A 20,985-nucleotide genomic window follows, 5' to 3' on the forward strand; every position below is an offset into this window, starting at 1 on the left:
TAACAGGTCCCGTCACCAGGCCAGACTTTCGCTGACCTTCTGCCGGTCTGACCAGCGGTGTATCTGGTGTTGCTCCGCTGGCGGTGCATGGGTCCATTCGTCCATCTGGACCCGCCAGTGGCGAAGCGCGGCAGACCCTTGCAGGTCAACCCGGAGCAACAGGCTGCTGCGGGTGCCGTAGTGGCGCTCGGGGATGTGCACGAACGCGCTGGAGAGCGCCCTCTCAGCCGCTTCAGGCACTCCCGTTCGGGGCAGTTCGCTGGCCGCAGCCAGTCCAGAATCGGCCAGTGCCTGCGTCAGCGTTCGCTCAGCGTCGAAAGCACTTTGCTCGACCGACATACGCATGGCGTGTGCGAGCCGCTGTGTTTTGGGCCAAGGGGTGTCCAGCACTGCATTGGACAGGCTGTAGACACCGGGCGAGAGCAATCGATGATGGAGCTTGGGTGGGCAGTCTTCGTGAGGCGCTTCGGGCGGGCGGTTGCCCACCCACCCCCAAACATCGCGGTGAAAATCACCCACCACCAGATTGAACCCTGCATAGTCACCGGCCACGATGCCTGCGACCATGCCAGGCCAGTCCAGATCACCTTGCAGCCACCGCAAGGGAAGCTGGCCGCGGCTTCTTCTCGCACGCTTTTCGCTCGCGCCTCGCACATTGGTGAGCATCGCAACACGGCCGTTGGCCGCAGCACCGAGCCAGGTGCCGCCATCCTTGAGGTCACGACCCGACCATATTTCTTGTTGCCTTGCGGGGGTGGTCCAGCGGCGCAGTGGGTCCGTGGGCCGGTCAAAAAACTCATCGCGATTCCCTGCAATGATCAGCGGTCGCGAGGGGCTCATGCCAATGGCAAAGGCGATCAGGCACATCCCGCAAACACCTCAGATGTCTTCGAGCAGAGGGTAGGGAAGGGCAAGCAGTTGCAGGGTGGGGCCATCGGCGGCACCGGCGCTGAGCCGTCCCGAAACCGCTGCACTGGTCTGCATTGAAACGATCGCGTCCCATCCGCCATGGGGTCGCTCCCCTGCCGCTGCAACGGTGCCGCATGGCTGTTCTGCATCAGTTTCATGAAACACCGGCTGACCGACCTCAAGCGGGGAGGCGCTGTGTACGATAAAGGCCCGCCGCTTTAGCGTGCCCCGGAACTGACTGCGTGCCACCACCTCTTGCCCGGGGTAGCAGCCCTTCTTGAAGTTCACCCCACCCACCGATTCATAGTTGAGCATCTGGGGCACAAAGGCCTCCACCACGGGGTGGCTGAGCATGGTCACACCGCTCACGACCTCCAGCCAGTTCCAGTCGCGCTCGTCGAGCAGGGACCCTGCCGGCATGGTCTGGCTGGCAGGTGCCAGCCACAGCGCACGGGGCGTATCGCCGGCCGGATACAGGCGCACCACTTGCGCACCGTCCGATTCGAACTTGCTCCAGGCCAGTTCTGGCAGCGCCTCAGGCACTGCCGAGCCTGCCAGCCCCCACAACTGGAAGTCGTCGCTGGCATCACTGATTTTGGCCTTGGCGCGCAGAACGAACATGCTCAGCCGCTTGAGCGTGGCCGGCAGCAGGTCGCGGTTGCACACCAGCAGGATCTCGTCATCTGTGAGCTTGAAGCCGATGAAACTCGCCAGCATGCGCCCCTTCGCCGAGCAGAAGGCCGCCAGGCGCGCCTCGCCGAGCCCCAGCAGGGCAAAGTCCTGCGTCAGTTGACCGTGTAGAAACGGGGAGGCATCAGCGCCCATCACCCGGATCACCCCCAGGCGGCTTAACCGCGCCACCCCGTGCATGGGCACTGCATCAAGGGAATTCTGAACAGAGGAAGTCATAGGGGTTTCGCTCATGCTGGATCGGAGAATGTGGTTGGAAGGGCTCCCCGAAGGCCTCGATTATCATCGTCCTCCCATGTATTCAATGATCCCAGCGCATTTACCCTCGCCGAAGTCGAGCCACTGATCCGTATGTTCAAACGCTTGTTTTCGATCACCTTGCTGTTGGGCGTTTTGGGCTATGTCGCGATCATCTGGTGGTTGCAAAGACCTTTGGACATGGTGGCCACCGTCACGGACGGTGCCCCGCTTGAAGTCACGATCGCTCCTGGGTCCTCTGCGCAGTCCGTCGCAGAAGCCCTTTCCGGGGCGGGTGTCAAGCTTCCGCCCGTCATGCTTTACGCCTGGTTTCGCGCTTCGGGACAGGCACGCAGCATCAAGGCTGGAAGCTACGAATTCCCTCCAGGCACCACACCCACAACACTGCTGGACAAGCTGGTGCGTGGCGAACAGGCCTTGCGCAGCGTGACCTTGATCGAAGGCTGGAACATTCGGCAGGTGCTCCAGGCAGTGCGTTCTTCACCTGATCTCACGCCCGATCTGGAAGGTTTGTCGTATGAAGAAATCATGACCCTGATCGGCTATCCAGGCGTACATCCGGAGGGACGGTTTTTCCCGGACACCTACCGTGTGGTCAAACGCGCTCCTGCATCGAGCGTGCTGCGCGCAGCGGCGCAGGCAATGGATCAGCGGCTTGCGGACGTTTGGGCTCAACGCCTTCCCAACACGCCCCTGCGGTCGCCTGAAGAAGCCCTGATACTTGCCAGCATCATCGAGAAAGAAACCGGACTCGAGAGCGATCGTGGTCGCGTGGGTGGCGTATTCACCAATCGGCTGCGCATCGGCATGAGGCTGCAGACGGACCCCACCGTGATCTACGGGCTGGGTGAGACTTTTGAGGGCAATCTGCGCCGAGTGCATTTGCAGACAGACACGCCTTACAACACTTACACCCGTGCAGGCCTCCCTCCCACGCCCATCGCCATTCCCGGGCGCGCGTCGCTGATGGCAGCGGTGCGACCCGAAAGCACCACTTCGATGTACTTCGTGGCCCGGGGTGATGGCTCCAGCCAGTTCAGCGCCACGCTGGAAGAACACAACGCCGCCGTGCGCCGCTACATACTGGGGCGCTGACCGCCTCTCCGAATCCCTACCCCCGATGTCAACCACCGGATTGTTTGTCAGTTTTGAAGGCATCGACGGAGCCGGCAAATCCACGCACATTGCCGACCTCGCCGCTGCGTTTGAGGCCCAGGGCCGCAAGGTCACGCTCACCCGTGAACCCGGCGGTACCCCCCTGGCTGAAAAGCTTCGTGTGCTTGTGCTCAACGACGCCATGGATCCGCTGTGTGAAGCGCTGCTGATGTTCGCAGCACGGCGAGACCATCTGCTCCAGGTGATCGAGCCTGCGCTGGCCCGGGGTGATGTGGTCTTGTGCGACCGCTTTACCGATGCCACCTTCGCATACCAGGGGTACGGTCGTGGTTTTGATCTGGCCGTACTGAGTCAGCTGGAGCAGTGGGTTCAACGTCTCCCAGATGACCCCGGGCGATTGCGTCAGCCTGATCTCACGGTCTGGTTTGACCTCTCTGCCCAGGTGGCCGCCGAACGCCTGGCCTCTGCCCGTGTACCCGACCGCTTTGAGTCACAGCCCGTGGCCTTCTTCAGCCAGGTGGCGCAAGGTTATGCGCTGCGTATGCAGGCCAGCCCGGCGCGCTTCGCACGCATTCACGCCGACCAGGCAAAGACAGCTGTCTGGCGCGATGTGCGACAGGTGTTCACCGACAAGGGTTGGCTACCGCCCGAGGCGGCTGTGTGAGCAACACGGCTGCTGGTTTCGAGGCCCCGACCCTTGCGCCCTGGCTGCAGCGGCAGCTAGAAGCGCTGCTTTCGCAACGGGGCCACGCGCTATTGCTGGCCGGTCCGTCCGGTCTTGGTCAGTACGAACTTGCACTGGCCCTTGCACGGGCCTGGCTTTGCGAACAGCCCAGCCCTCAAGGTGCTTGCGGTCAATGCAGCAGCTGTCATGCGATCGACGTGCGAACCCATGCCGATCTGCGCGTGCTGATGCCCGAAACCCTCAGCCTGGATCTGGGATGGCCACTTGACGAAAGCGCGCAAAAAGAAATCGACGACAAAAAGCGCAAACCCAGCAAATGGATCCGCGTGGATGCGGCGCGCGATGCGGTGACCTTCACCCAGCTCACCCGATCCCGGGGCGCGGCTCAGGTGATCCTGATCTACCCGGCCGAGCGCATGAACAACGAGTCGGCCAACACGCTGCTCAAGACACTGGAAGAACCGCTGGGCGAGGTGCGCTTTGTGCTGGCAACTGAAGCCTCCCATCAGTTGCTACCCACCATTCGAAGCCGTTGTCAGACCCACGTCATGGTCTGGCCTGGTGAACAAGAAGCGCTGGATTGGCTACGGGACGTGGCCGGCAATCTCACGGGAAAAACGGTGGTCCCAGAGCTGGCTAAAACATGGTTGCGGGCGGCAGGCGGGCGCCCGGCGGATGCGTTGCACTGGGCATCGGCAGGTCTTCACGCGCAGGCCTGGGCTCAGTTGCCTCAGGCTCTGGCCCGAGGGGACTGGTCCGCCATGGCCGACTGGCCGCCAGCCCGCCAGCTGGATGTGCTTCAGAAGCTGTGTCACGACCTCATGGCCCACCGTGCGCATGCGCCTACCCGCTTTTTCCCAGCCGAGCATTTGCCAGCGGTCCCTCGCTGGTTCATGTTGTCCGCCTGGTCGCGCGAGCTCTCCACGGCGGCTCGTTCGGTGGAGCATCCCTACAATGCCGGTCTGATGCAGCAAGCCTGGGCTGCGCGTACCCGACAGGTCCTGACTGCTGCGGTCGAACCGAAAGCAGGCTGAGCCCACAGGTGGAACTGGCTCGCAAGTCCGTCCAACGCCAAGGCAAAGATAAAGAATGCAGCGTTCTGCAGCATCAGTTGCTGGTCAAATGGCTCAGGTTTGCCGCTAAACTCCGACTCCATGAGCACAACGTCGCCTCCGTCAGCTGCCGCTCGCCCCAGCGTGATTCAGCTCTCCATCAAGGAGAAGGCTGCCCTGTACGCTGCCTACATCCCCTTGTTTGCCGATGGCGGCATCTTCATTCCGTCGTCTCGGGATTACCGGCTGGGTGATGACGTTTACGTGTTGCTCAGTCTGCCGGATGACCCTCAGCGGTATCCGGTGGCAGGCAAAGTCGCGTGGGTCACGCCTGCGAAAGCGCAGGGGGGACGCACCCAGGGCGTGGGTATCCGTTTTCCTGCCGATGAAAAATCGCGTCTGCTCAAGTTGAAGATCGAAGAAATCCTCGGCGCCAGTCTGGGTTCCGAGCGTCCCACGCAAACCATCTGATTCCGAGCCGCCCGGTTCGGTGCCTGCTCGCCGACTGGACGCAGGTGTTGGCAATTCCCGTTTGGGCTGCGCATGTTTACCGACTCCCATTGTCATTTGAGCTTTCCCGAGCTGCACCAACAGCTGCCATCCATCCTCGCCGCGATGGCAGAGGCCGGTGTCGACCGCGCGTTGTGCATCTGCACGACGCTGGAAGAGTTTGAAAACGTTCATGGCCTTGCCCGTGACAACGCCAACCTCTGGTGCACGGTAGGCGTGCACCCGGACAACGAGGGCGTGCAAGAACCTTCGCTGGACGATTTGCTTACACGAGCGAGGCGCCCTCGTGTGGTGGGTATCGGTGAAACCGGTCTTGACTACTACCGCCTGGGGGAGCGCACGGTGGCTGACATGGAATGGCAGCGGGAGCGCTATCTGACCCATATCAGGGCGGGTCGTGAAGTGAACCTGCCACTCGTGATCCACACCCGCAGCGCATCGGACGACACGCTGGACATCCTGCGAGACAACGGCGGTTTTCAAAGTGGCGGCGGAGCGGAAATCGGGCAAGCAAGGTCCAGAGGTGTCTTTCACTGCTTCACCGAGACTGCAGAGGTCGCGCGGGCCGCTCTCGACATGGACTTCTACATATCCTTCTCGGGCATCATCACGTTTCGAAACGCTGCCGACCTGCGCGAAGTGGTTCGTTTTGTACCCATGGAGCGCATACTCATCGAAACCGACAGCCCTTATCTGGCGCCCGTTCCGCACCGGGGAAAAACCAACTCCCCAGCGTATGTGCCACACGTAGCCAAACAAGTGGCCGAGATCAAGGGCCTGAGTCTGGAACAGGTGGCGACCACCACCAGCCAAAATTTCGAGCGACTTTTTTCTCGTGTCACGGAGTAAAAATGTTCACAAATTGCCTTAGGTTCATCCGAAAGACATTTGTTTTCACTGGGTTATTTTTCCTTTCTCTTTGTGCGTTCGCCAGTTCATATGAGGCCTTTTTTGAGGCCGTTCAAAATGACAACGAGTCGGCGGTCATCGGCCTGACCCTTCGCCAGTTCGATCTCAACACCCTCAATCCCGATGGCGAACACGCTCTGGTGATCGCCATTCGATCTGGCTCGGTGAAGGTTGCCAACTTCCTGCTGGATCAGAAAGCCGTCAAAGTCGAGGTGCGAAACCGTCATGGCGAAAGTCCGCTCATGATGGCTGCACTCAAAGGTCAGCTGGCCCTGGCAAAGCGATTGATCGAACGCAAAGCTGAGGTCAACAAGCCGGGATGGACACCGCTGCACTACGCGGCCACCAACGCCGATCCGGTGAGTGTGGAGATGACACGGTTGATGCTGGAGCACCACGCATTTATTGACGCCGTCTCGCCCAACCGGACCACGCCCTTGATGATGGCGGCTCATTACGGGCATCCAGATGTGGTCAAGCTGTTGCTGGAAGAGGGGGCCGATGCGACCGCAAGAAATGAAAAAGGGCTTACCGCCATCGACTTCGCGCGCGGCGCAAATCGACCCGCTGTCGTCAATATCATCGCCTCGCGTCAGCGCAATCAGCAGCCGCGCGGCACGTGGTAGCGCTCAGGAGCGTCAACCTGCGGGTAGTTACTACGTGCAACTACTTAAAGACGAGAGCAGCTTTTGCGCGTTCAATCACTGGGTTCGCCCGGGGTGAGGGCAAATTGTGCAGTTCGGCCAACTTCTGACGTGCTTCGTCAGGGTTGAGCGCTCAATGGAGACAGAATGAAAAGCAAAGACATGCAGGATCTGGTCGGTGGTGTGGCCGTCACCGCCCTGGGGCTGTTCGCAGCAATCTACGCCCAGAGATACGAATTCGGAGATCTCAATCGAATGGGCCCGGGCTACTTCCCCGTGGCTCTCGGTGTGGTGCTCACTGTGCTGGGCCTGTTGATTGCGATTCCGGCTTTCCTGCGCAACGGCGAGAAGATCCACGTCGAGTGGAAAACCTTCCTGCTTGTGCTGAGCAGCATCGTGGTTTTTGCGCTCACATTGAAGGTGATTGGCCTGATCCTGGCCACTGTGCTGGCTGTGATCGTTTCTTCGCTGGCCGATCATGAGACGCGATGGAAGGGGCGCATCATCCTGGCCATCGGCGTGGCAGCCATCACGTACCTCGTGTTTGGTTTTGGTCTTGGCATGGTGCTGCCGGCTTGGCCCTGGAGCGTCTGACTCCATCACCGTTAAATACAAAAAAAGAGAGACATTCAGATGGACATCATCAACGGTTTGTTGCTTGGCCTGGACTCGGCCCTGCAGCCGGTCACGCTGCTCTATTGCTTTATTGGCGTTTTTCTTGGCACCTTGATCGGGGTATTGCCTGGTATCGGGGCGTTGGCAACGATTTCGCTGCTGCTGCCTATCACGTACCACATCCCACCCACGGCCGCTATCGTCATGCTGGCGGGCGTTTACTACGGCGCCCAGTACGGTGGTTCCACCGCTTCGATTCTCCTGAATCTGCCTGGTACGCCTTCGTCTGCCGTGGCCTGTCTCGACGGCTACCCCATGGCCAAACAGGGCAGGGCAGGCGTGGCCTTGTTCATGACGACCATTGCCTCGTTCGTCGGTTCGATGCTGGGTATTCTGGCGCTGATTCTGTTTGCGCCCGCGATTGCGGAACTTGGCTTGAAGTTCGGGCCGGCAGAGTACTTCGCCATGATGTTGCTGGGGTTGATCGCAGCCTCCACACTGGCCTCAGGTTCGCCAGCCAAGGGACTGGCCATGGTGGTGATGGGCCTTTTGCTGGGTACGGTTGGGACCGACGTGAACTCGGGTGTGGCCCGGTTCGACTTTGGGGTGCCCGAGCTCATGGACGGCATCAATCTGGTGGCGCTGGCCATGGGCGTGTTTGGTGTGTCGGAAGTGATTGCCGGCATCAACCAGACACGAGAAACCGAGGTCAAGGAAAAGATCAACTTCAAGACCATGACACCCACACGGAAGGACGTGAAGGACTCCGTCATGCCCATGCTGCGCGGCACCGCCATTGGCAGCTTCTTCGGCGCTTTGCCTGGAACTGGCGCATCCATCGCCTCCTTCTTCTCATACGCGGTGGAGAAGAAGGTTGCCAAAGACCCCAGCCGCTTTGGCAAGGGTGCCATTGAGGGTGTGACCGCGCCAGAAGCAGCGAATAACGCCGCGGCACAAACGGCGTTTGTGCCTACACTTTCATTGGGTATTCCTGGCGATGCAGTGATGGCGTTGATGTTGGGGGCCCTGATCATTCACGGCATTCAACCGGGTCCCTTGCTCATGACCCAGCAGCCTGAGCTGTTCTGGGGTCTGATCGTGAGCTTCGGCATTGGCAACATCATGCTGATGGTGTTGAATCTGCCTTTGATCGGCTTGTGGGTTGCCATCTTGCGCATACCCTACCGGGTCCTTTTCCCAGCCATTCTGGTGTTCATCAGCCTGGGCGTTTACAGCGTGAACAACAACACCTTCGATGTGTTGATGGTGGCGGGCATCGGCGCGGTCGGTTATGCCATGGCTGTGACAAAGTTTGAAGCAGCACCGCTGTTGTTGGGTTTCGTGCTCGGCCCGCTGATGGAGGAAAACCTGCGGCGTGCGTTGTTGCTGTCGCGTGGCGACATGATGACCTTCCTGGAGCGGCCCATCAGCGCGAGCTTGCTGGCTTTTGGTGCTGCGCTCATGATCTGGACCATCTGGGGTTCGCTCAAACGCACCATGCGTGCGCGGGAACACCGGCGAGATTTTCCAGAAGAGCACACCTGATTGGCCCGAGTATCTGTCGGGTGTACATTGAGATTCAGCGGGGCCGTCGGCCCCGCTTTTTCGTGGCTTTTGTTTGAAAGAATGGTTGATGGACACCCCTCCGATGCGAATCCATTGACATAGTCCAACGCGCAGTCGATGGGCCTGCTTGCAGCGCGCTCATCCATCTGGTTGGTTGCACCGGTGTGAAGGCGTTCAACTGGTGAACGTCTTGTGCCAAGCGGGCTTGATGGTTGCAGGCTTGTTCTGCGGGCGGTGGCTTGATATTCCACGATGTATATTATGTTAAGTTATGAAGTGGCAACCCATGATCGATTGATCGGCCCTACTCTTGCTTCATGAGGTTCCCCCAACCTCTCCGGGGAAACACCACCACGCCGCACAAAGAAAGTGAATCCCCCACACCTACAATTCACTTCTCCTTCAGGCGCCACATCCTGATGCACCCCATTTAGCTACACCAAGGAAATCAATGAAAACAAAGTTTCTTCCTCTGTGCCTCATCGCCTCAGCCGTTTTGGTCGGCTGCGGCAAAACCGAAGCTCCAGTAGGCGCAACACAGGCACCAGCGGCTGCACCTGCCGCAGCGCCAGCTGCTCTTGCCGAGCTGAGGGTGGCCATTGATCCCACCTACGAGCCCTTCACCTTCAAGACCTCCGACGGCAAGCCCACCGGATTCGACGTGGACATCGCGGAGGCCCTTTGCGCAGAGATCAAGCGGCAATGCGTCTATGTGGAACAGGTCTGGGACAGCATGATCCCGGGTTTGCAGGCAAAGAAGTACGACGTAATCATCAGCTCGATGTCGATCACCGAAGAGCGCCAGAAGGTGGTTGACTTTACGGACAAGTACTACAACACGCCCAGCCGCATTGTGGTCAAGGCCGATACGCCGTTTACCGACCTGGTCTCATTGAAGGACAAAAAGATCGGTGTTCTCAAGGGCAGCACCCAGGAGAAATACGCCATGGGCGAACTCAGGCCCGTGGGTGTTTCTGTTGTGCCCTACGAGGCACAGGATCAGGTCTATCTCGACATCAAGTCGGGGCGCCTGGACGGGACGGTGGCTGATTCGGTGGAAGTCACGGGTGGTTTCCTGAGCAAGCCTGAAGGTGCCGGTTATGGCTTTGTCGGGCCCGTTCTCAACGACGTCAAGTATTACGGTATCGGCGTGGGTGTCGCCATGCGCCAAGGCGAAACGCAGCTCAAGGATGAGCTCAACGCCGCCATCAAGGCCATTCGTGACAATGGGACTTACGACACAGTGAGCAAGAAATACTTCGACTTCGACGTCTACGGTGACTGATCCCTGAAAAACTTTGTCCGGCTATTTCATTTCCATCCTCCAGGGCGCCCTCCTCACCGTGGGGGTGTCACTGGCGGCACTGGTCTTGGCTGTGTTGCTGGGTTTGCTGGGTGCGGCAGCCAAGCTTTCGGGTCGTCCCCTGATGGTGGGCCTGGCCACGGTGTACACCACTGTGGTGCGCGGGGTGCCGGAGCTTGTGCTGATGCTGCTGATTTTCTATGGTGGCACCATTGGAATGAACAACCTGCTGGAGCTGGCCGGAAGCAAATCCACGTTCGACATCAATCCGTTCCTCGCCGGGGTGCTGACCATCGGCTTCATCTATGGCGCTTACATGACCGAAACGTTTCGGGGCGCCATTCTTGCCATTCCCAAAGGTCAGATGGAGGCCGCGTGGGCGTTCGGCATGGGGCCAGTCAGGACATTCCTGCGCATCACGGCTCCCCAAATGGTGCGCTATGCACTGCCTGGATTCACCAACAACTGGCTTGTTTTGATCAAGGCCACGGCGCTCATCAGCCTCATTGGCCTGCATGAAATGACCTACCTGGCCAAACAGGCCAGCGCGGCCACCCGCGAACCGTTCACGTTTTTTCTGTTTGCGGCGGCCCTCTTTCTGGTCTACACCTCCGTCTCGCTCTGGGCCTTGCGTTGGCTGGAGCGGCGATACAGCATCGGTGTGCGCCGTGCGGCCACCTGAGAGGCAGATCCGATGAGGTGGAGCGTCATCTTCGAACCTGCCACCTTGGCGCTCTACGCTGAAGGGGTGGTCACGACGGCCACGCTGCTGCTGTCGTCACTTGCCGTGGGGGGGCTGATGGCGCTGGTGTTTGCGCTGGCGCTGACCAGTCCCATCGCGCCGTTGCGCTGGCTGGTTGGTGCCTACACCTATGTGATCCGGGGCACACCGCTGCTGATTCAGGTCTACCTCATCTACTACGGCATTGCCCAGCTCGAATGGGTTCAGTTGCGCTGGAACGACGTGTGGCCATGGACGCACTTCAAGGAACCCTTTTTCTGCGCCCTGCTCGCCTTCAGCCTGAATACCGCCGCCTACACGGCCGAAATGCTGGCGGGCGCAATCCGCGACACCCATGCCGGCGAAGTGGAAGCGGCGCAGGCCATGGGCATGAGCCGGTGGCAAACCATGCGGCGAGTCATCATGCCGAGCGCCATGCGCCGTACCTTGCCCGCCTACAGCAACGAGGTCGTGATGATGCTGCACAGCACCAGTCTGGCCAGCACTGTGCCGGCCATGCTGGACATTACGGCGGCTGCCAGCCGGATTTACTCTGACTACTATTTGCCGTTCGAAGCCTATCTGTTTGCCGCTGCGATCTATCTGCTCATCACATTTGCGCTGGTAGGGTTGTTCCGTTTGACTGAACGTCGCTTTCTCGCTCATCTGGCTCCCCGCTCGCACTGACGATCAAACATTCCCGCGCATGAAACGCATTGAACACCCCTTGTTGGCTCAGAGTCTGGGCAGTCAGAAGAGCCTGGTCTGCTTCCAGTTCGGCGAGCCCGATGCGCGACCCAAGGCCTATATACAGGCCAGCCTCCACGCCGAGGAGCTTCCTGGCATGCTCGTCGCACACCATCTGAGAACACGCCTGCAGCGGGCGCAAGACGACGGGCGCCTCCAGGGTCAGGTGGTGCTGGTGCCAGCTGCCAACCCCATTGGTCTGGCGCAACGGGTTGACCATCACGCGCAAGGACGATTTGAGTTTGGCACCTCCGAGAACTTCAACAGGCATTACCCCGACCTTGCCGAGGCCGTCTGGCCTGGGATAAAGACGCGAATGGGGTCAGATGCAGCCGCCAACATCGCCGAGGTGCGAGCGGCCATGGGAGCCTGGCTCGAACAATGGCAGCCCTCCACCGAGCTGGAAAGCTTGCGCCGGCGTTTGATGCTGCTGTCGCATGACGCCGATCTGGTTCTTGACCTGCACTGCGACTGCGAGTCGGTCTTGCACATGTATTGCGAAGACACGTGCTGGCCAGCACTGGAGCCGCTTGCGCGGCTTCTGGATTGCCGAGCCGTGCTGCTGGCGAGGGATTCTGGCGGTGGGCCTTTTGATGAACGGCTATCCGGCGTCTGGTGGCAACTTCATGATCGCCTGACCGCGGCGGGTCTGGACGTTCCGTTGCCGCAGGCTTGCGCCAGCACCACGGTGGAGTTGCGCGGAGAAGGCGAGGTATCGCACTCGCTTGCGTTGAATGATTCACAGGCCATCATGGCTTTCATGGAGCACGCGGGTGTCATTGGCTCCGGTGCCGGAGAAGCACCGGCATTGCCCACCCTGGCCTGTCTGGCCACTCCTCTGGCGGGCTCGCAGACGCTCCGATCAAGCCGACCAGGCGTGCTCGTCTACTTGGCACATCCGGGAGACACAGTCGTGGAAGGACAGGTGATCGCTGAGGTCATCGACCCCACCACGGCAGACCAGTCCAGCGTGCATGAGGTCAAGGCCGGAGTGGCCGGGATCCTCTATGCCGTGATCAGGCAGCGTTACGTGATGGCGGGCGACGAAATTGGCAAGATCGCTGGTGCGCGCCCGTTTCGAACAGGTGATCTGCTGGGCGCCTGATGGTCCCACCACTTCCAGACAAAACAAGAACGACCATGCATTCCGACACCGAATCTGCCAGTATCCCGTCAGCCTGTCTGTTGAAGGTGGAAGGCATCCACAAGCGCTTTGGCAGCAACGAAGTACTCAAGGGCGTGTCGTTGGAGGCCAAAGCGGGCGACGTGATCAGCCTGATCGGCAGCTCGGGGTCTGGCAAGAGCACGCTCTTGCGTTGCATCAACCTGCTTGAGAAGCCCAATGAGGGGCGAATCGTCCTGTCTGGCGAAGAACTGCAACTCAGGGTCGACAGAAATGGCGAGTTGCAGGCGGTGCAAGCGGCCCAGCTCCAACGCCTGCGGACCAAGCTGGCCATGGTGTTTCAGCATTTCAACCTGTGGGCGCACATGACGGTGCTGCAGAACATCATCGAGGCACCGGTGCACGTGCTGGGGGTGCCTCGCGATCAGGCAGTGAACATCGCGCGCCGCTACCTGGAGCGCGTGGGTCTTCGCGAAGTGGAAGACCGCTATCCGTCTCACCTCAGTGGCGGGCAGCAGCAACGGGTGGCGATCGCCCGCGCGCTGGCGGTTGAACCTGCTGTCATGCTGTTCGACGAACCCACCAGCGCGCTGGATCCGGAACTGGTGGGCGAGGTGCTTCGCGTGATGAAGCTGCTCGCCGAAGAAGGCCGCACCATGTTGGTGGTCACCCACGAAATGGGCTTTGCGCGTGAGGTCTCCAACCACCTGATCTTTCTGCACAAGGGCTGCATTGAAGAAGAGGGAGTCCCTGCAGAAGTCTTGGCACGTCCGAAGAGCGAACGGTTGACCCAGTTCCTTTCGGGCAACCTCAAGTAAGTTCGCTGCTGCAATTCAAGAGCACGAAAAGAGGGTCGTTTCCCCGGTTGTTGTACCGCTTCCGTTCGTTCGAATGTCAGACCATATGGGCAGCCCAGAAGGGCGTGTCATTCCCATTTGAAAAGGATCTGCCATGAGCAACGTCGAAGGATTCGGCTCCAAAACCGCAAGCCAGTGGTCCCCTGCCCTGGCGTCGCTCGGGTCCACCCTGACGACCTATCTGCAAGACAAGATGCTGAAGAAGATCGACACCGACAAGAGCGGCACGGTCGGACAAAGTGAGTTTCAGGCAGCCATGGAACAACTCACCACCAAACTGGGCGTGAGCATGGGAGAAGACCACAGCGAAATGTTCGCCGGCCTTGATGCCAATGGCGATGGTGAACTGTCCAGCAGTGAGCTGGGTGAGATGATTCGCGCGGCCTTCTCCGCGCCCGCAAACACGCAGGACTTTCTCGCCGCACGCGGGGCCGAAAACAAGCCCAACGCCGGGTTTGACGCACTCGATGTCGATGGCGATGGCGTTCTCTCGCGGGCAGAATTCACTGGCCAGGGCGGCACATTGGGCGCCGCTGGCCTGTCTGATGGAGCCGTTTCGATGGTCACCACCACGATCACCAGCGTCACCACTGCGCAATACGCGCCCTCAGCCGGATCACCAGCGACGTCTACCCAACAAGCAACCGCCTCAGCGAACGATCCTTTGAAGGCGCTCATGGCCGGCCTGGGCGCCAACAGGGATGGTCAAATCGGCAGCAGCGAGGTGGATCAATTCATTGCGCAGCTGGCCAGCCAGATGCAACTGGCGCTCAGCCAGCTTCGCGATAACTCGTCCAACAGGACTCCGGGCGGCGGATCCAGCACGATCGCCTGAGCAGGCTCACCCCACTCAGAGCGGCCCGCCTCGACCCAGGACCATCTGGCCGTCGACCAGCTTGAAGGTCACATTCGGCCCGCTGAAATCGGTGAATGGTGCGCCGAGCGCAATTTCCCCATCGCTGTGTAGCAGGCACTCCTGGCGCCGGAGTGAAATGGGGTTGTCGGCCCCGGTGAAGCGAACCCAGGTCCCATAGCTGCTGATGTCTTCGAGCACATAGTTACCCGATCGGATGTCGATGCTGGCATGCAGCCGTGACACCCGAGGATCATTGACCACAAAATCCGCTTCAGGTACGCGACCGATTTTCACCGGCAGGTCCGTCAGGCTGAACGACTGACTGGTGTCGAGCCAACCCAGCTCGATGCCTCCATAAACCGATTCTGTGGACGTATTCAGGGCATGCAGATCAGCGGGGAGCGTGAGGAACTCCGAGAGCATTTCGGACTGCCATTCGATACGAAACACTTCACAGGGCTCCGCCCTGCCCTTGATTCGCATTGGACCCAGACTGCGACTACGCACACCGTGGCGCACACCCAGTTTGCGAATCACAGTGTCGGTGGCGAGAATCTGTTCAGGCCCCGCCAGGTCGCTCAACCTCGATGCAACGTTGACCGCATCACCAAAACAGTCGCCGTCCACCTGGACAACCTGACCACGCGCCATGCCGATCTGCATCATGAGCTTGAGCCGGCTGGGCCATTGTGCGACGCGCTGTGCATGCTCCTGATGAATCTGGATCATGGTCTCGACAGCCATCCGGTTGTTGGCGAACGAGAGCAACACGCCATCGCCCAACATCTTCACCACCTTGCCGCCATTGTCGATGCCCACCGAGCCGATCCATTGAGTGAGCTTGGTCACGGCCTGGGTGGCGCGTTCGTTGCCCAGCGTTTCAAACACCGATACGCTGCCGGTCAAGTCAACAAATGCGATGGTCAGTTCTGCCATGTGAGAATTTTTGTGTGAATTAAATCACACTGAAAAAAAGGTGCCGGAGCATTCACGCAGCCAAGGACTTGGGGGATGGTCTCAGGAATTGCAGGAAGTACACAAGCGCACTGAGCACCCAAGGCTGACTTATAAGGTTCTAAAAAAACGCGTCTCTCACCTCGTGAATGCAATACCAATCAATGGCTTTTGCGAAGTGACGCCAGCAGGCTGGTTAAATAATTCTTACAAATGCTAAGGCGAAACCGAGACAGATGTGCTAAACGCATGATTCATTTGTTGTTTTTTTGGTTTCACTGTCTGAAAGGAGATTGCACAAAGTCGTTCGAAGAGAGTATCTTCCGTAACACAAGTACACAGGCCCATTGTCTGCGGGTCGTCGTTGAGGAGTTCAAACATGCGTTGGTTTAAACCTGGATTGCGGCACAGCATTTCTGCGTTCCTGGGCACCGAGGTTCGACGCGACTCGCCAGAAGCGCTCGAGCCTGTGCGAAAGGCCATGCTGGCTGCGCTGGGCGAAGAAGGCGCAATGATCAACCCCCAGCTCTCTCGCCGTTTGCAGTACATGCCGGACGCCAACGCGTTGTGGTTCGCGCGGTCGGAAATGGTGGCTGTCCTCAGCCGAATACACGGTGAGGCCAAAGCGGTCGATATCGTGCAGGAACTGTCTCCGTCTTTCCGCGGGCTGCTGCCCAGAAGTCTCATGGACTCAGGCAGATTGCGCCGCTGAGCGCACCGCAACGCGCCCCTCCGTCATCTTCACCCCCAAAAAACCAGCGCTTCGCGTTCCTGCACCAGCAGTTCCACCTGGCGTCCTACGGGCAGCACCACCTTCGTTGGCACATGTCCATACGGCAATCCGGTCAACACCGGTGTACGCAGCCGGCTCCTCAACCAGTCCACCACGGTCTGAAGCTTGAAACCCTTGTCATGGGGGCTGGATTGGTAGCGATTGAACGCACCCAGCAACACCGCCTTCTGTTCACCCAGAATACCCGCATGAAGCAGCTGGGTCAGTTGACGCTCAATGCGGTACGGGTGTTCATTCACGTCTTCAAGGAACAGCACCCCGCCTTTGATGCGAGGCAGCCAGGGTGTCCCGACCAGTGAGCACAAGACCGTGAGGTTGCCGCCCCAGATCGTTGCATGGCGGATGTGCAGCGAAGGCCCGCCATCCTTCACGGCGAGGGATGTGGAGGTCATGGCCGTCAGGTCCGACTTGGGCAAGCGCCATCCCGTGCCTTCACCCTGCCCGCACACCAGATCGTCGAAACAGGCCTCCATGATGTCGTCGGGCAGGCCTTCTGTGCCGAAGTCCTCAGCCAGCGCCGGGCCAGCCCACGTTGTCGTACCGGTCTTGGCGAGGACCGCGCACTGAAGTGCTGTGAAATCGCTCATCCCCACGAAATGCGTGCCGGATTCAACCGCTTTGGCGATGGCTTTGAACGGAAGGTCCGGAAGGATTCGGGTGAGGCCATAGCCACCGCGTGAAATGAGCGCAACCTGTGCGCCACTGGCTGCAGCTCGACCGATGGCTGCCAGCCGGGTGACATCGTCGCCTGCAAACCGCATGTGCGAAGAAAGGGCCGCCTCGTCGATTTCCACCTCATGACCAAGGTGCTTCAGACGCGCAACGCCCCGCCGAAAAGCCGCCTTGTCGCGCACGGCACTGGAGGGTGAGTAGATGTAGATATGACTCATGAAGACGGTGTCTCTGACAGAGTGAAGGGTGGCACGATCATCGCCCAAATACCCGGCAAGCTGCTGCAGCGATTCTCTCGCCCTCCTCCGGCACGAAATGCCCCACTTCCGGCAGAAGCACGGGCTCCGGGCATCCCTTGATGAGCTTTTGCAACTGGCGCATGACGGGCTCGCCCAAGACAGGGTCAAGCTGGCCGATGGCCATCATGCTGTGCCCCTGCCATTGGCGCTGCCAGAACTCGCGCGCAAGGCGTGAGACGGCTGCGCCATCGTCGTCAACCTGCTCAGGCACCATCGCAGGAAAAGCGCGCAGGGCAGCACGGTGTCCCCGGTCGGCAAAGGGCGCGTCGTACGCCGCACATTCTTGGGGCGACATGCGAGGGTTGCCGCGTGCGAACAACCGACTCACGCTGAAATCCGGCTGTTTTCTGCACATTTCCCGCCAAGCCACAAAACCATTGCTCAATGGCTGGTCGCCTGTAGCCAGCGTGGTGTTCATGACCAGCAATCCCTGATAGCGATGAGGGGACGCCATGGGCAAAGTCAGCCCCAGAAGGCCACCCCAGTCCTGTACCACCAGCACGACATTGCGCAGATCCATGCGCTCCACCCATTCCAGCAGCGCCTGCCGATGCCAGGCAAATGAATGGGCTCCTTCCTTCTTGGGCTTGTCGCTGCGACCGAACCCGATCAAGTCTGGCGCAACAATGCGATCGCCGTGTGCGAGAAAGACCGGAATCATCTTGCGGTAGAGGTAGCTCCAGGCGGGGTTGCCGTGCAGGCACAGCCAGGTGATGGGCGCATCGCCGGGCCCCTCGTCAAGATAGTGCATGCGCCATCCGTCCAGGGACGGCAAGTCGCTGATGTAGCGAGGTTGCCAGGGGTAGCCGGGAAGCTGTTCGAACCGCGCATCCGATGTTCGAACAGCATCGTCTCGCAGCGGATGAGCCTGTTGCCGGGCTTGCGCCCTGCGGCTCTGGAAGAAGCGCTGCATCAACTCCGCAGACTCTTCAGCAAGCACACCGCCCGCCACACGGGTCCGGTGATTCAGTTGGGGCAATGCGAACAAATCGACCACCGACCCGGCAGCACCGGTTTTGGGTTCACGGGCGCCATACACCACCCGGTCCACGCGGGCATGCAACGCTGCCTGCGCACACATGGCACACGGCTCCAGCGTCACGAAGAGTTCGCAACCTTCGAGCCGGTAGTTGGATTGCATACGGGCGGCTTCACGCAGCACGCGAATCTCGGCATGAGCGGTCGGATCGTGCAAGGTCATCGGGCTGTTGTGCGCTGCAGCCAGCACAGTGGCTGAGCCATCGGCATGGCGGCGAACCAGCACTGCGCCCACCGGGACTTCGCCTGCCTGAACGGCCAGCTGCGCCTGAGCCAAAGCCAGGGTCATCAGACAGGTGTCGTCGTGTTGAGGTGCAGGCGCTTCCGAAACAACTTTCATGACTGGGAGTTTAGGTGAGCACCCGCGCTGGCGGGTTTCAGCTTGTTGCATTGCCAGCTTTGTCCTGCTGGAACTTGTGTTGCTTGGCGCGCACCAAGAAATTGCCTCTTTTTATTCTTCTCCAGGTCACGTCAGCCAAGAACATGAGCACTGTAAGCCGCCGCTGGGAGCTGGACGCCATGCGCGGACTGATGCTGGTGCTGATGACTCTGACGCATTTTCCGACCCGTCTGTCGGATCCTTTTGGTCAACCGTTCGGCTATGTCTCGGCTGCCGAAGGGTTTGTGCTGCTGTCTGCCTATATGGCTGGTCTGGTGTACAGCACCACCGCTCGCCGCAAAGGCGAAGCGCCCATGAAGTCCGCGTTTTTCAATCGGGCGGTCAAGCTGTATGCCTGTCAGCTGGCCCTGCTTCTGTTCGCGTTCACACTGATCGCAGGCATTGCCTTGATCGTTCGTGAGGACGCCGTCACGGGATTGCTGGGCTTCTACCTTGAACGACCGGTGATGGCGATGGTGAGCGCGAGCCTGCTGCTGTACAACCCGGGGCTCCTCGACATTTTGCCCATCTACATTGTGTTCATGCTGCTCAGTCCCATCGTGCTCCTGCATGGCATGGAGCATGGCTGGCGGGGCTTGATGGCGCTGAGCCTGCTGTTGTGGCTGGGCGCCCAGTTCGGACTGGGGCCGGCGCTTTACCAGGCCCTCACAGGATGGTTCGACATGCCCCTGCAATACCGGGACATGGGCGCCTTCGAGACGCTCGCATGGCAATTCCTTTGGGTGCTGGGATTGTGGATGGGGGCATCACACAGTGAGCCCGATGCACCGACGACGCGCTTCCCACGGTGGATGGTTCTGGTGGCCCTGATCTTTGCACTCAGCGCATTCATTTGGCGCCACGCGGTCGGCCAGACCCCCCTGCCTGGTCACGCCGGGATCAATCTGATGTTCGACAAGTGGCATCTGGGGCCCATGCGCTTGATCAATGTGCTGGCCCTGGTGGTGCTGCTGATGCACTTTGCGCCCTGGTTGAAGCGCAGCATCCCGAGGGTGCGGGTGCTTGAAACGCTGGGCATGGCGGCACTGCCCGTTTTCTGTGCGCACCTGGTGGTAGCACTCCTGGCCTTGGCGTTTTTTGGATCTGCGCGTCCGGAACGTCCGTTTGCTGTCGATCTGCTGATTCTCTTCGTTGGTTTCTACGCTCTCCATGCGGTAGCCCGCTTGTCGCTGGCGCGGGATGAACGAAAGGCGGCTCACAAGGTTCACAATCTGCGAGCAATCGCTTCCATTCCGGTCAGCCGGGATCCCGTTTCAGAGGCGCGCTGAAATGACTTTCCGCCACAGGCTGTAGCCATCGGCATTGAGATGAAGCTGGTCACCCGCAAACAGCTCGGCCCTGGGTTGCCCGTTGGCATCGAGCATCTCAGAAAACACATCGATGAACGCCAGTTGCGGCTCTTTCTGGCTGAAGGCCAGGATCAGATCGTTGGCTTCCTGCATGGCGGGCATCATGGAAGCTCGCAATGGACTGGGCTTGATCGAGATAAAGGCGATGCGGCTCTCAGGCAGCGAATTCCTGATCTTTTTGACAAAAGCTTCAAAGCGAGCCAGCACCTGCTGAGGACTTGCACCTTCGGCCAGATCATTTTCGCCGGCATACACCACCACCAGCCGGGGTTTGTAAGGCAAGACCAACTGATCCACCAGCTCGACGCAATCAAGCAACTGAGAGCCGCCAAAACCACGCTTGATCACGTCCGGCAGCTTCTCGAAACTGACCTCCAGGTCACTCCACATACGTATGGATGAGCTTCCCACAAACACCACACCGCCGTGCGCCGGTGCCTTGATGTGATCTGCAGCCGCGAAGGCGTCAAGGCTGGACTGCCAACGGATGTTCGATGGACCTGTGGCAGGGGGGCTCTGCGCTTCATGGCCCTGCGCCCAGACGGCGGGCAACGTGAAGCCAATCAACACCCCGATCAGCAGCGTCGCACGCGCCCATGTGTGGGGGCCGACTGGCTTTAATACGGAAGGCATGGACAGGCTTTGCTCAGGGTATTGGCTTCTGGGGAGCCGGGGTTCATTCACAAGGAACACAGTGTACGAATGCAGACCGGCGCCAGGAACCCCAGCAAAGGCTTCGGCCTTGTAACGGCGCTTCGGCGCGGTCCGAAAGCAACCCCTAGGAGCCTGCGCGGCAGAACGACATCGGCTGCAACGCATGGAGAAAAGTCCCACTTCGCCCCCGTTTTTCCGGCTGTGGCTACGGCCACAGTCCTCAAAATCGGCGCCGAATTGGGCTCTTTTCCCACGCGTTTCGCTT

Annotated in this window: 22 protein-coding genes; 16 read left to right on the forward strand and 6 right to left on the reverse strand. The window is 59.9% G+C overall.

All coding sequences use genetic code 11. The features are described 5' to 3' along the window. Window positions 1-12 precede the first annotated feature (12 nt). Window positions 13-867, reverse strand: coding sequence for an NRDE family protein (locus Q7V46_RS16025; protein WP_304914544.1), 855 nt, complete (start codon window positions 865-867; stop codon window positions 13-15). A gap of 12 nt (window positions 868-879) precedes the next feature. Next, entirely contained in the window at window positions 880-1,818 is a 939-nt protein-coding gene (locus Q7V46_RS16030) for a folate-binding protein YgfZ (protein ID WP_304914545.1), read from the reverse strand. Between the two features lie 132 nt (window positions 1,819-1,950). On the opposite strand from Q7V46_RS16030, the gene mltG reads away from it, so the two are divergent. The 14 genes from mltG (at window position 1,951) to Q7V46_RS16100 (ending at window position 14,540) form a co-directional block, all read left to right on the forward strand. Beyond that, on the forward strand, window positions 1,951-2,952 hold the full coding sequence (gene mltG, locus Q7V46_RS16035) for an endolytic transglycosylase MltG (RefSeq protein WP_304914546.1): 1,002 nt from the start codon (window positions 1,951-1,953) through the stop codon (window positions 2,950-2,952). Between the two features lie 25 nt (window positions 2,953-2,977). Next, window positions 2,978-3,637, forward strand: a complete 660-nt coding sequence (gene tmk, locus Q7V46_RS16040) for a dTMP kinase (protein ID WP_304914547.1) — start codon at window positions 2,978-2,980, stop codon at window positions 3,635-3,637. Next, window positions 3,634-4,692, forward strand: coding sequence for a DNA polymerase III subunit delta' (locus Q7V46_RS16045; protein ID WP_304914548.1), 1,059 nt, complete (start codon window positions 3,634-3,636; stop codon window positions 4,690-4,692). The genes tmk and Q7V46_RS16045 overlap by 4 nt, the downstream gene beginning before the upstream one ends. A 120-nt stretch (window positions 4,693-4,812) precedes the next feature. Then, window positions 4,813-5,181 carry a PilZ domain-containing protein gene (locus tag Q7V46_RS16050; protein ID WP_304914549.1) on the forward strand — a complete coding sequence of 123 codons (369 nt, stop codon included), beginning with the start codon at window positions 4,813-4,815 and terminating at the stop codon, window positions 5,179-5,181. Between the two features lie 72 nt (window positions 5,182-5,253). Next, window positions 5,254-6,069 (forward strand): TatD family hydrolase, encoded by an 816-nt coding sequence (locus Q7V46_RS16055; protein WP_304914550.1) that lies wholly within the window; start codon window positions 5,254-5,256, stop codon window positions 6,067-6,069. A 2-nt stretch (window positions 6,070-6,071) separates the two neighbouring features. After that, window positions 6,072-6,755: an ankyrin repeat domain-containing protein gene (locus Q7V46_RS16060; RefSeq protein WP_304914551.1), complete on the forward strand. Its 684-nt coding sequence runs from the start codon at window positions 6,072-6,074 to the stop codon at window positions 6,753-6,755. 165 nt (window positions 6,756-6,920) lie between these two features. Further along, the gene (locus tag Q7V46_RS16065; RefSeq protein WP_304914552.1) at window positions 6,921-7,367 is read left to right on the forward strand and encodes a tripartite tricarboxylate transporter TctB family protein; all 447 of its coding nucleotides are present in this window, start codon (window positions 6,921-6,923) and stop codon (window positions 7,365-7,367) included. 39 nt (window positions 7,368-7,406) lie between these two features. After that, window positions 7,407-8,933, forward strand: coding sequence for a tripartite tricarboxylate transporter permease (locus tag Q7V46_RS16070; protein ID WP_304914553.1), 1,527 nt, complete (start codon window positions 7,407-7,409; stop codon window positions 8,931-8,933). Between the two features lie 472 nt (window positions 8,934-9,405). Continuing rightward, window positions 9,406-10,239, forward strand: coding sequence for an ABC transporter substrate-binding protein (locus Q7V46_RS16075; RefSeq protein ID WP_304914554.1), 834 nt, complete (start codon window positions 9,406-9,408; stop codon window positions 10,237-10,239). Between the two features lie 13 nt (window positions 10,240-10,252). Further along, window positions 10,253-10,939 (forward strand): ABC transporter permease, encoded by a 687-nt coding sequence (locus tag Q7V46_RS16080; protein WP_304914555.1) that lies wholly within the window; start codon window positions 10,253-10,255, stop codon window positions 10,937-10,939. Window positions 10,940-10,951: 12 nt separating this feature from the next. Further along, window positions 10,952-11,665, forward strand: a complete 714-nt coding sequence (locus Q7V46_RS16085; protein ID WP_304914556.1) for an ABC transporter permease — start codon at window positions 10,952-10,954, stop codon at window positions 11,663-11,665. Window positions 11,666-11,684: 19 nt separating this feature from the next. Beyond that, window positions 11,685-12,830 carry a succinylglutamate desuccinylase/aspartoacylase family protein gene (locus tag Q7V46_RS16090; protein WP_304914557.1) on the forward strand — a complete coding sequence of 382 codons (1,146 nt, stop codon included), beginning with the start codon at window positions 11,685-11,687 and terminating at the stop codon, window positions 12,828-12,830. Window positions 12,831-12,865: 35 nt separating this feature from the next. Next, window positions 12,866-13,666: an ABC transporter ATP-binding protein gene (locus tag Q7V46_RS16095; RefSeq protein WP_304914558.1), complete on the forward strand. Its 801-nt coding sequence runs from the start codon at window positions 12,866-12,868 to the stop codon at window positions 13,664-13,666. Window positions 13,667-13,799: 133 nt separating this feature from the next. Then, complete coding sequence (locus tag Q7V46_RS16100; protein ID WP_304914559.1) at window positions 13,800-14,540, forward strand: EF-hand domain-containing protein; 741 nt, start codon at window positions 13,800-13,802, stop codon at window positions 14,538-14,540. A gap of 15 nt (window positions 14,541-14,555) precedes the next feature. On the opposite strand, the gene Q7V46_RS16105 is transcribed toward Q7V46_RS16100, so the two are convergent. Beyond that, window positions 14,556-15,497, reverse strand: a complete 942-nt coding sequence (locus tag Q7V46_RS16105) for an adenylate/guanylate cyclase domain-containing protein (RefSeq protein ID WP_304914560.1) — start codon at window positions 15,495-15,497, stop codon at window positions 14,556-14,558. Window positions 15,498-15,894: 397 nt separating this feature from the next. Here Q7V46_RS16105 and Q7V46_RS16110 point away from each other — a divergent pair, with 397 nt between their 5' ends. Next, on the forward strand, window positions 15,895-16,227 hold the full coding sequence (locus tag Q7V46_RS16110; protein WP_304914561.1) for a hypothetical protein: 333 nt from the start codon (window positions 15,895-15,897) through the stop codon (window positions 16,225-16,227). A 29-nt stretch (window positions 16,228-16,256) separates the two neighbouring features. On the opposite strand, the gene Q7V46_RS16115 is transcribed toward Q7V46_RS16110, so the two are convergent. Both Q7V46_RS16115 and tadA read right to left on the reverse strand, forming a co-directional pair. Then, window positions 16,257-17,198, reverse strand: a complete 942-nt coding sequence (locus Q7V46_RS16115; protein ID WP_304914562.1) for an LD-carboxypeptidase — start codon at window positions 17,196-17,198, stop codon at window positions 16,257-16,259. A gap of 37 nt (window positions 17,199-17,235) precedes the next feature. Next, complete coding sequence (gene tadA / locus Q7V46_RS16120) at window positions 17,236-18,657, reverse strand: tRNA adenosine(34) deaminase TadA (RefSeq protein ID WP_304914563.1); 1,422 nt, start codon at window positions 18,655-18,657, stop codon at window positions 17,236-17,238. Window positions 18,658-18,800: 143 nt separating this feature from the next. On the opposite strand from tadA, the gene opgC reads away from it, so the two are divergent. Continuing rightward, entirely contained in the window at window positions 18,801-19,985 is a 1,185-nt protein-coding gene (gene opgC, locus Q7V46_RS16125) for an OpgC domain-containing protein (protein WP_304914564.1), read from the forward strand. On the opposite strand, the gene Q7V46_RS16130 is transcribed toward opgC, so the two are convergent. After that, entirely contained in the window at window positions 19,971-20,699 is a 729-nt protein-coding gene (locus Q7V46_RS16130) for an SGNH/GDSL hydrolase family protein (RefSeq protein ID WP_304914565.1), read from the reverse strand. The two genes, opgC and Q7V46_RS16130, sit on opposite strands and share 15 nt — an antisense overlap. Window positions 20,700-20,985 lie beyond the last annotated feature (286 nt).

It is taken from the genome of Hydrogenophaga sp. (assembly GCF_030651625.1).
Taxonomy (GTDB): domain Bacteria; phylum Pseudomonadota; class Gammaproteobacteria; order Burkholderiales; family Burkholderiaceae_C; genus Hydrogenophaga.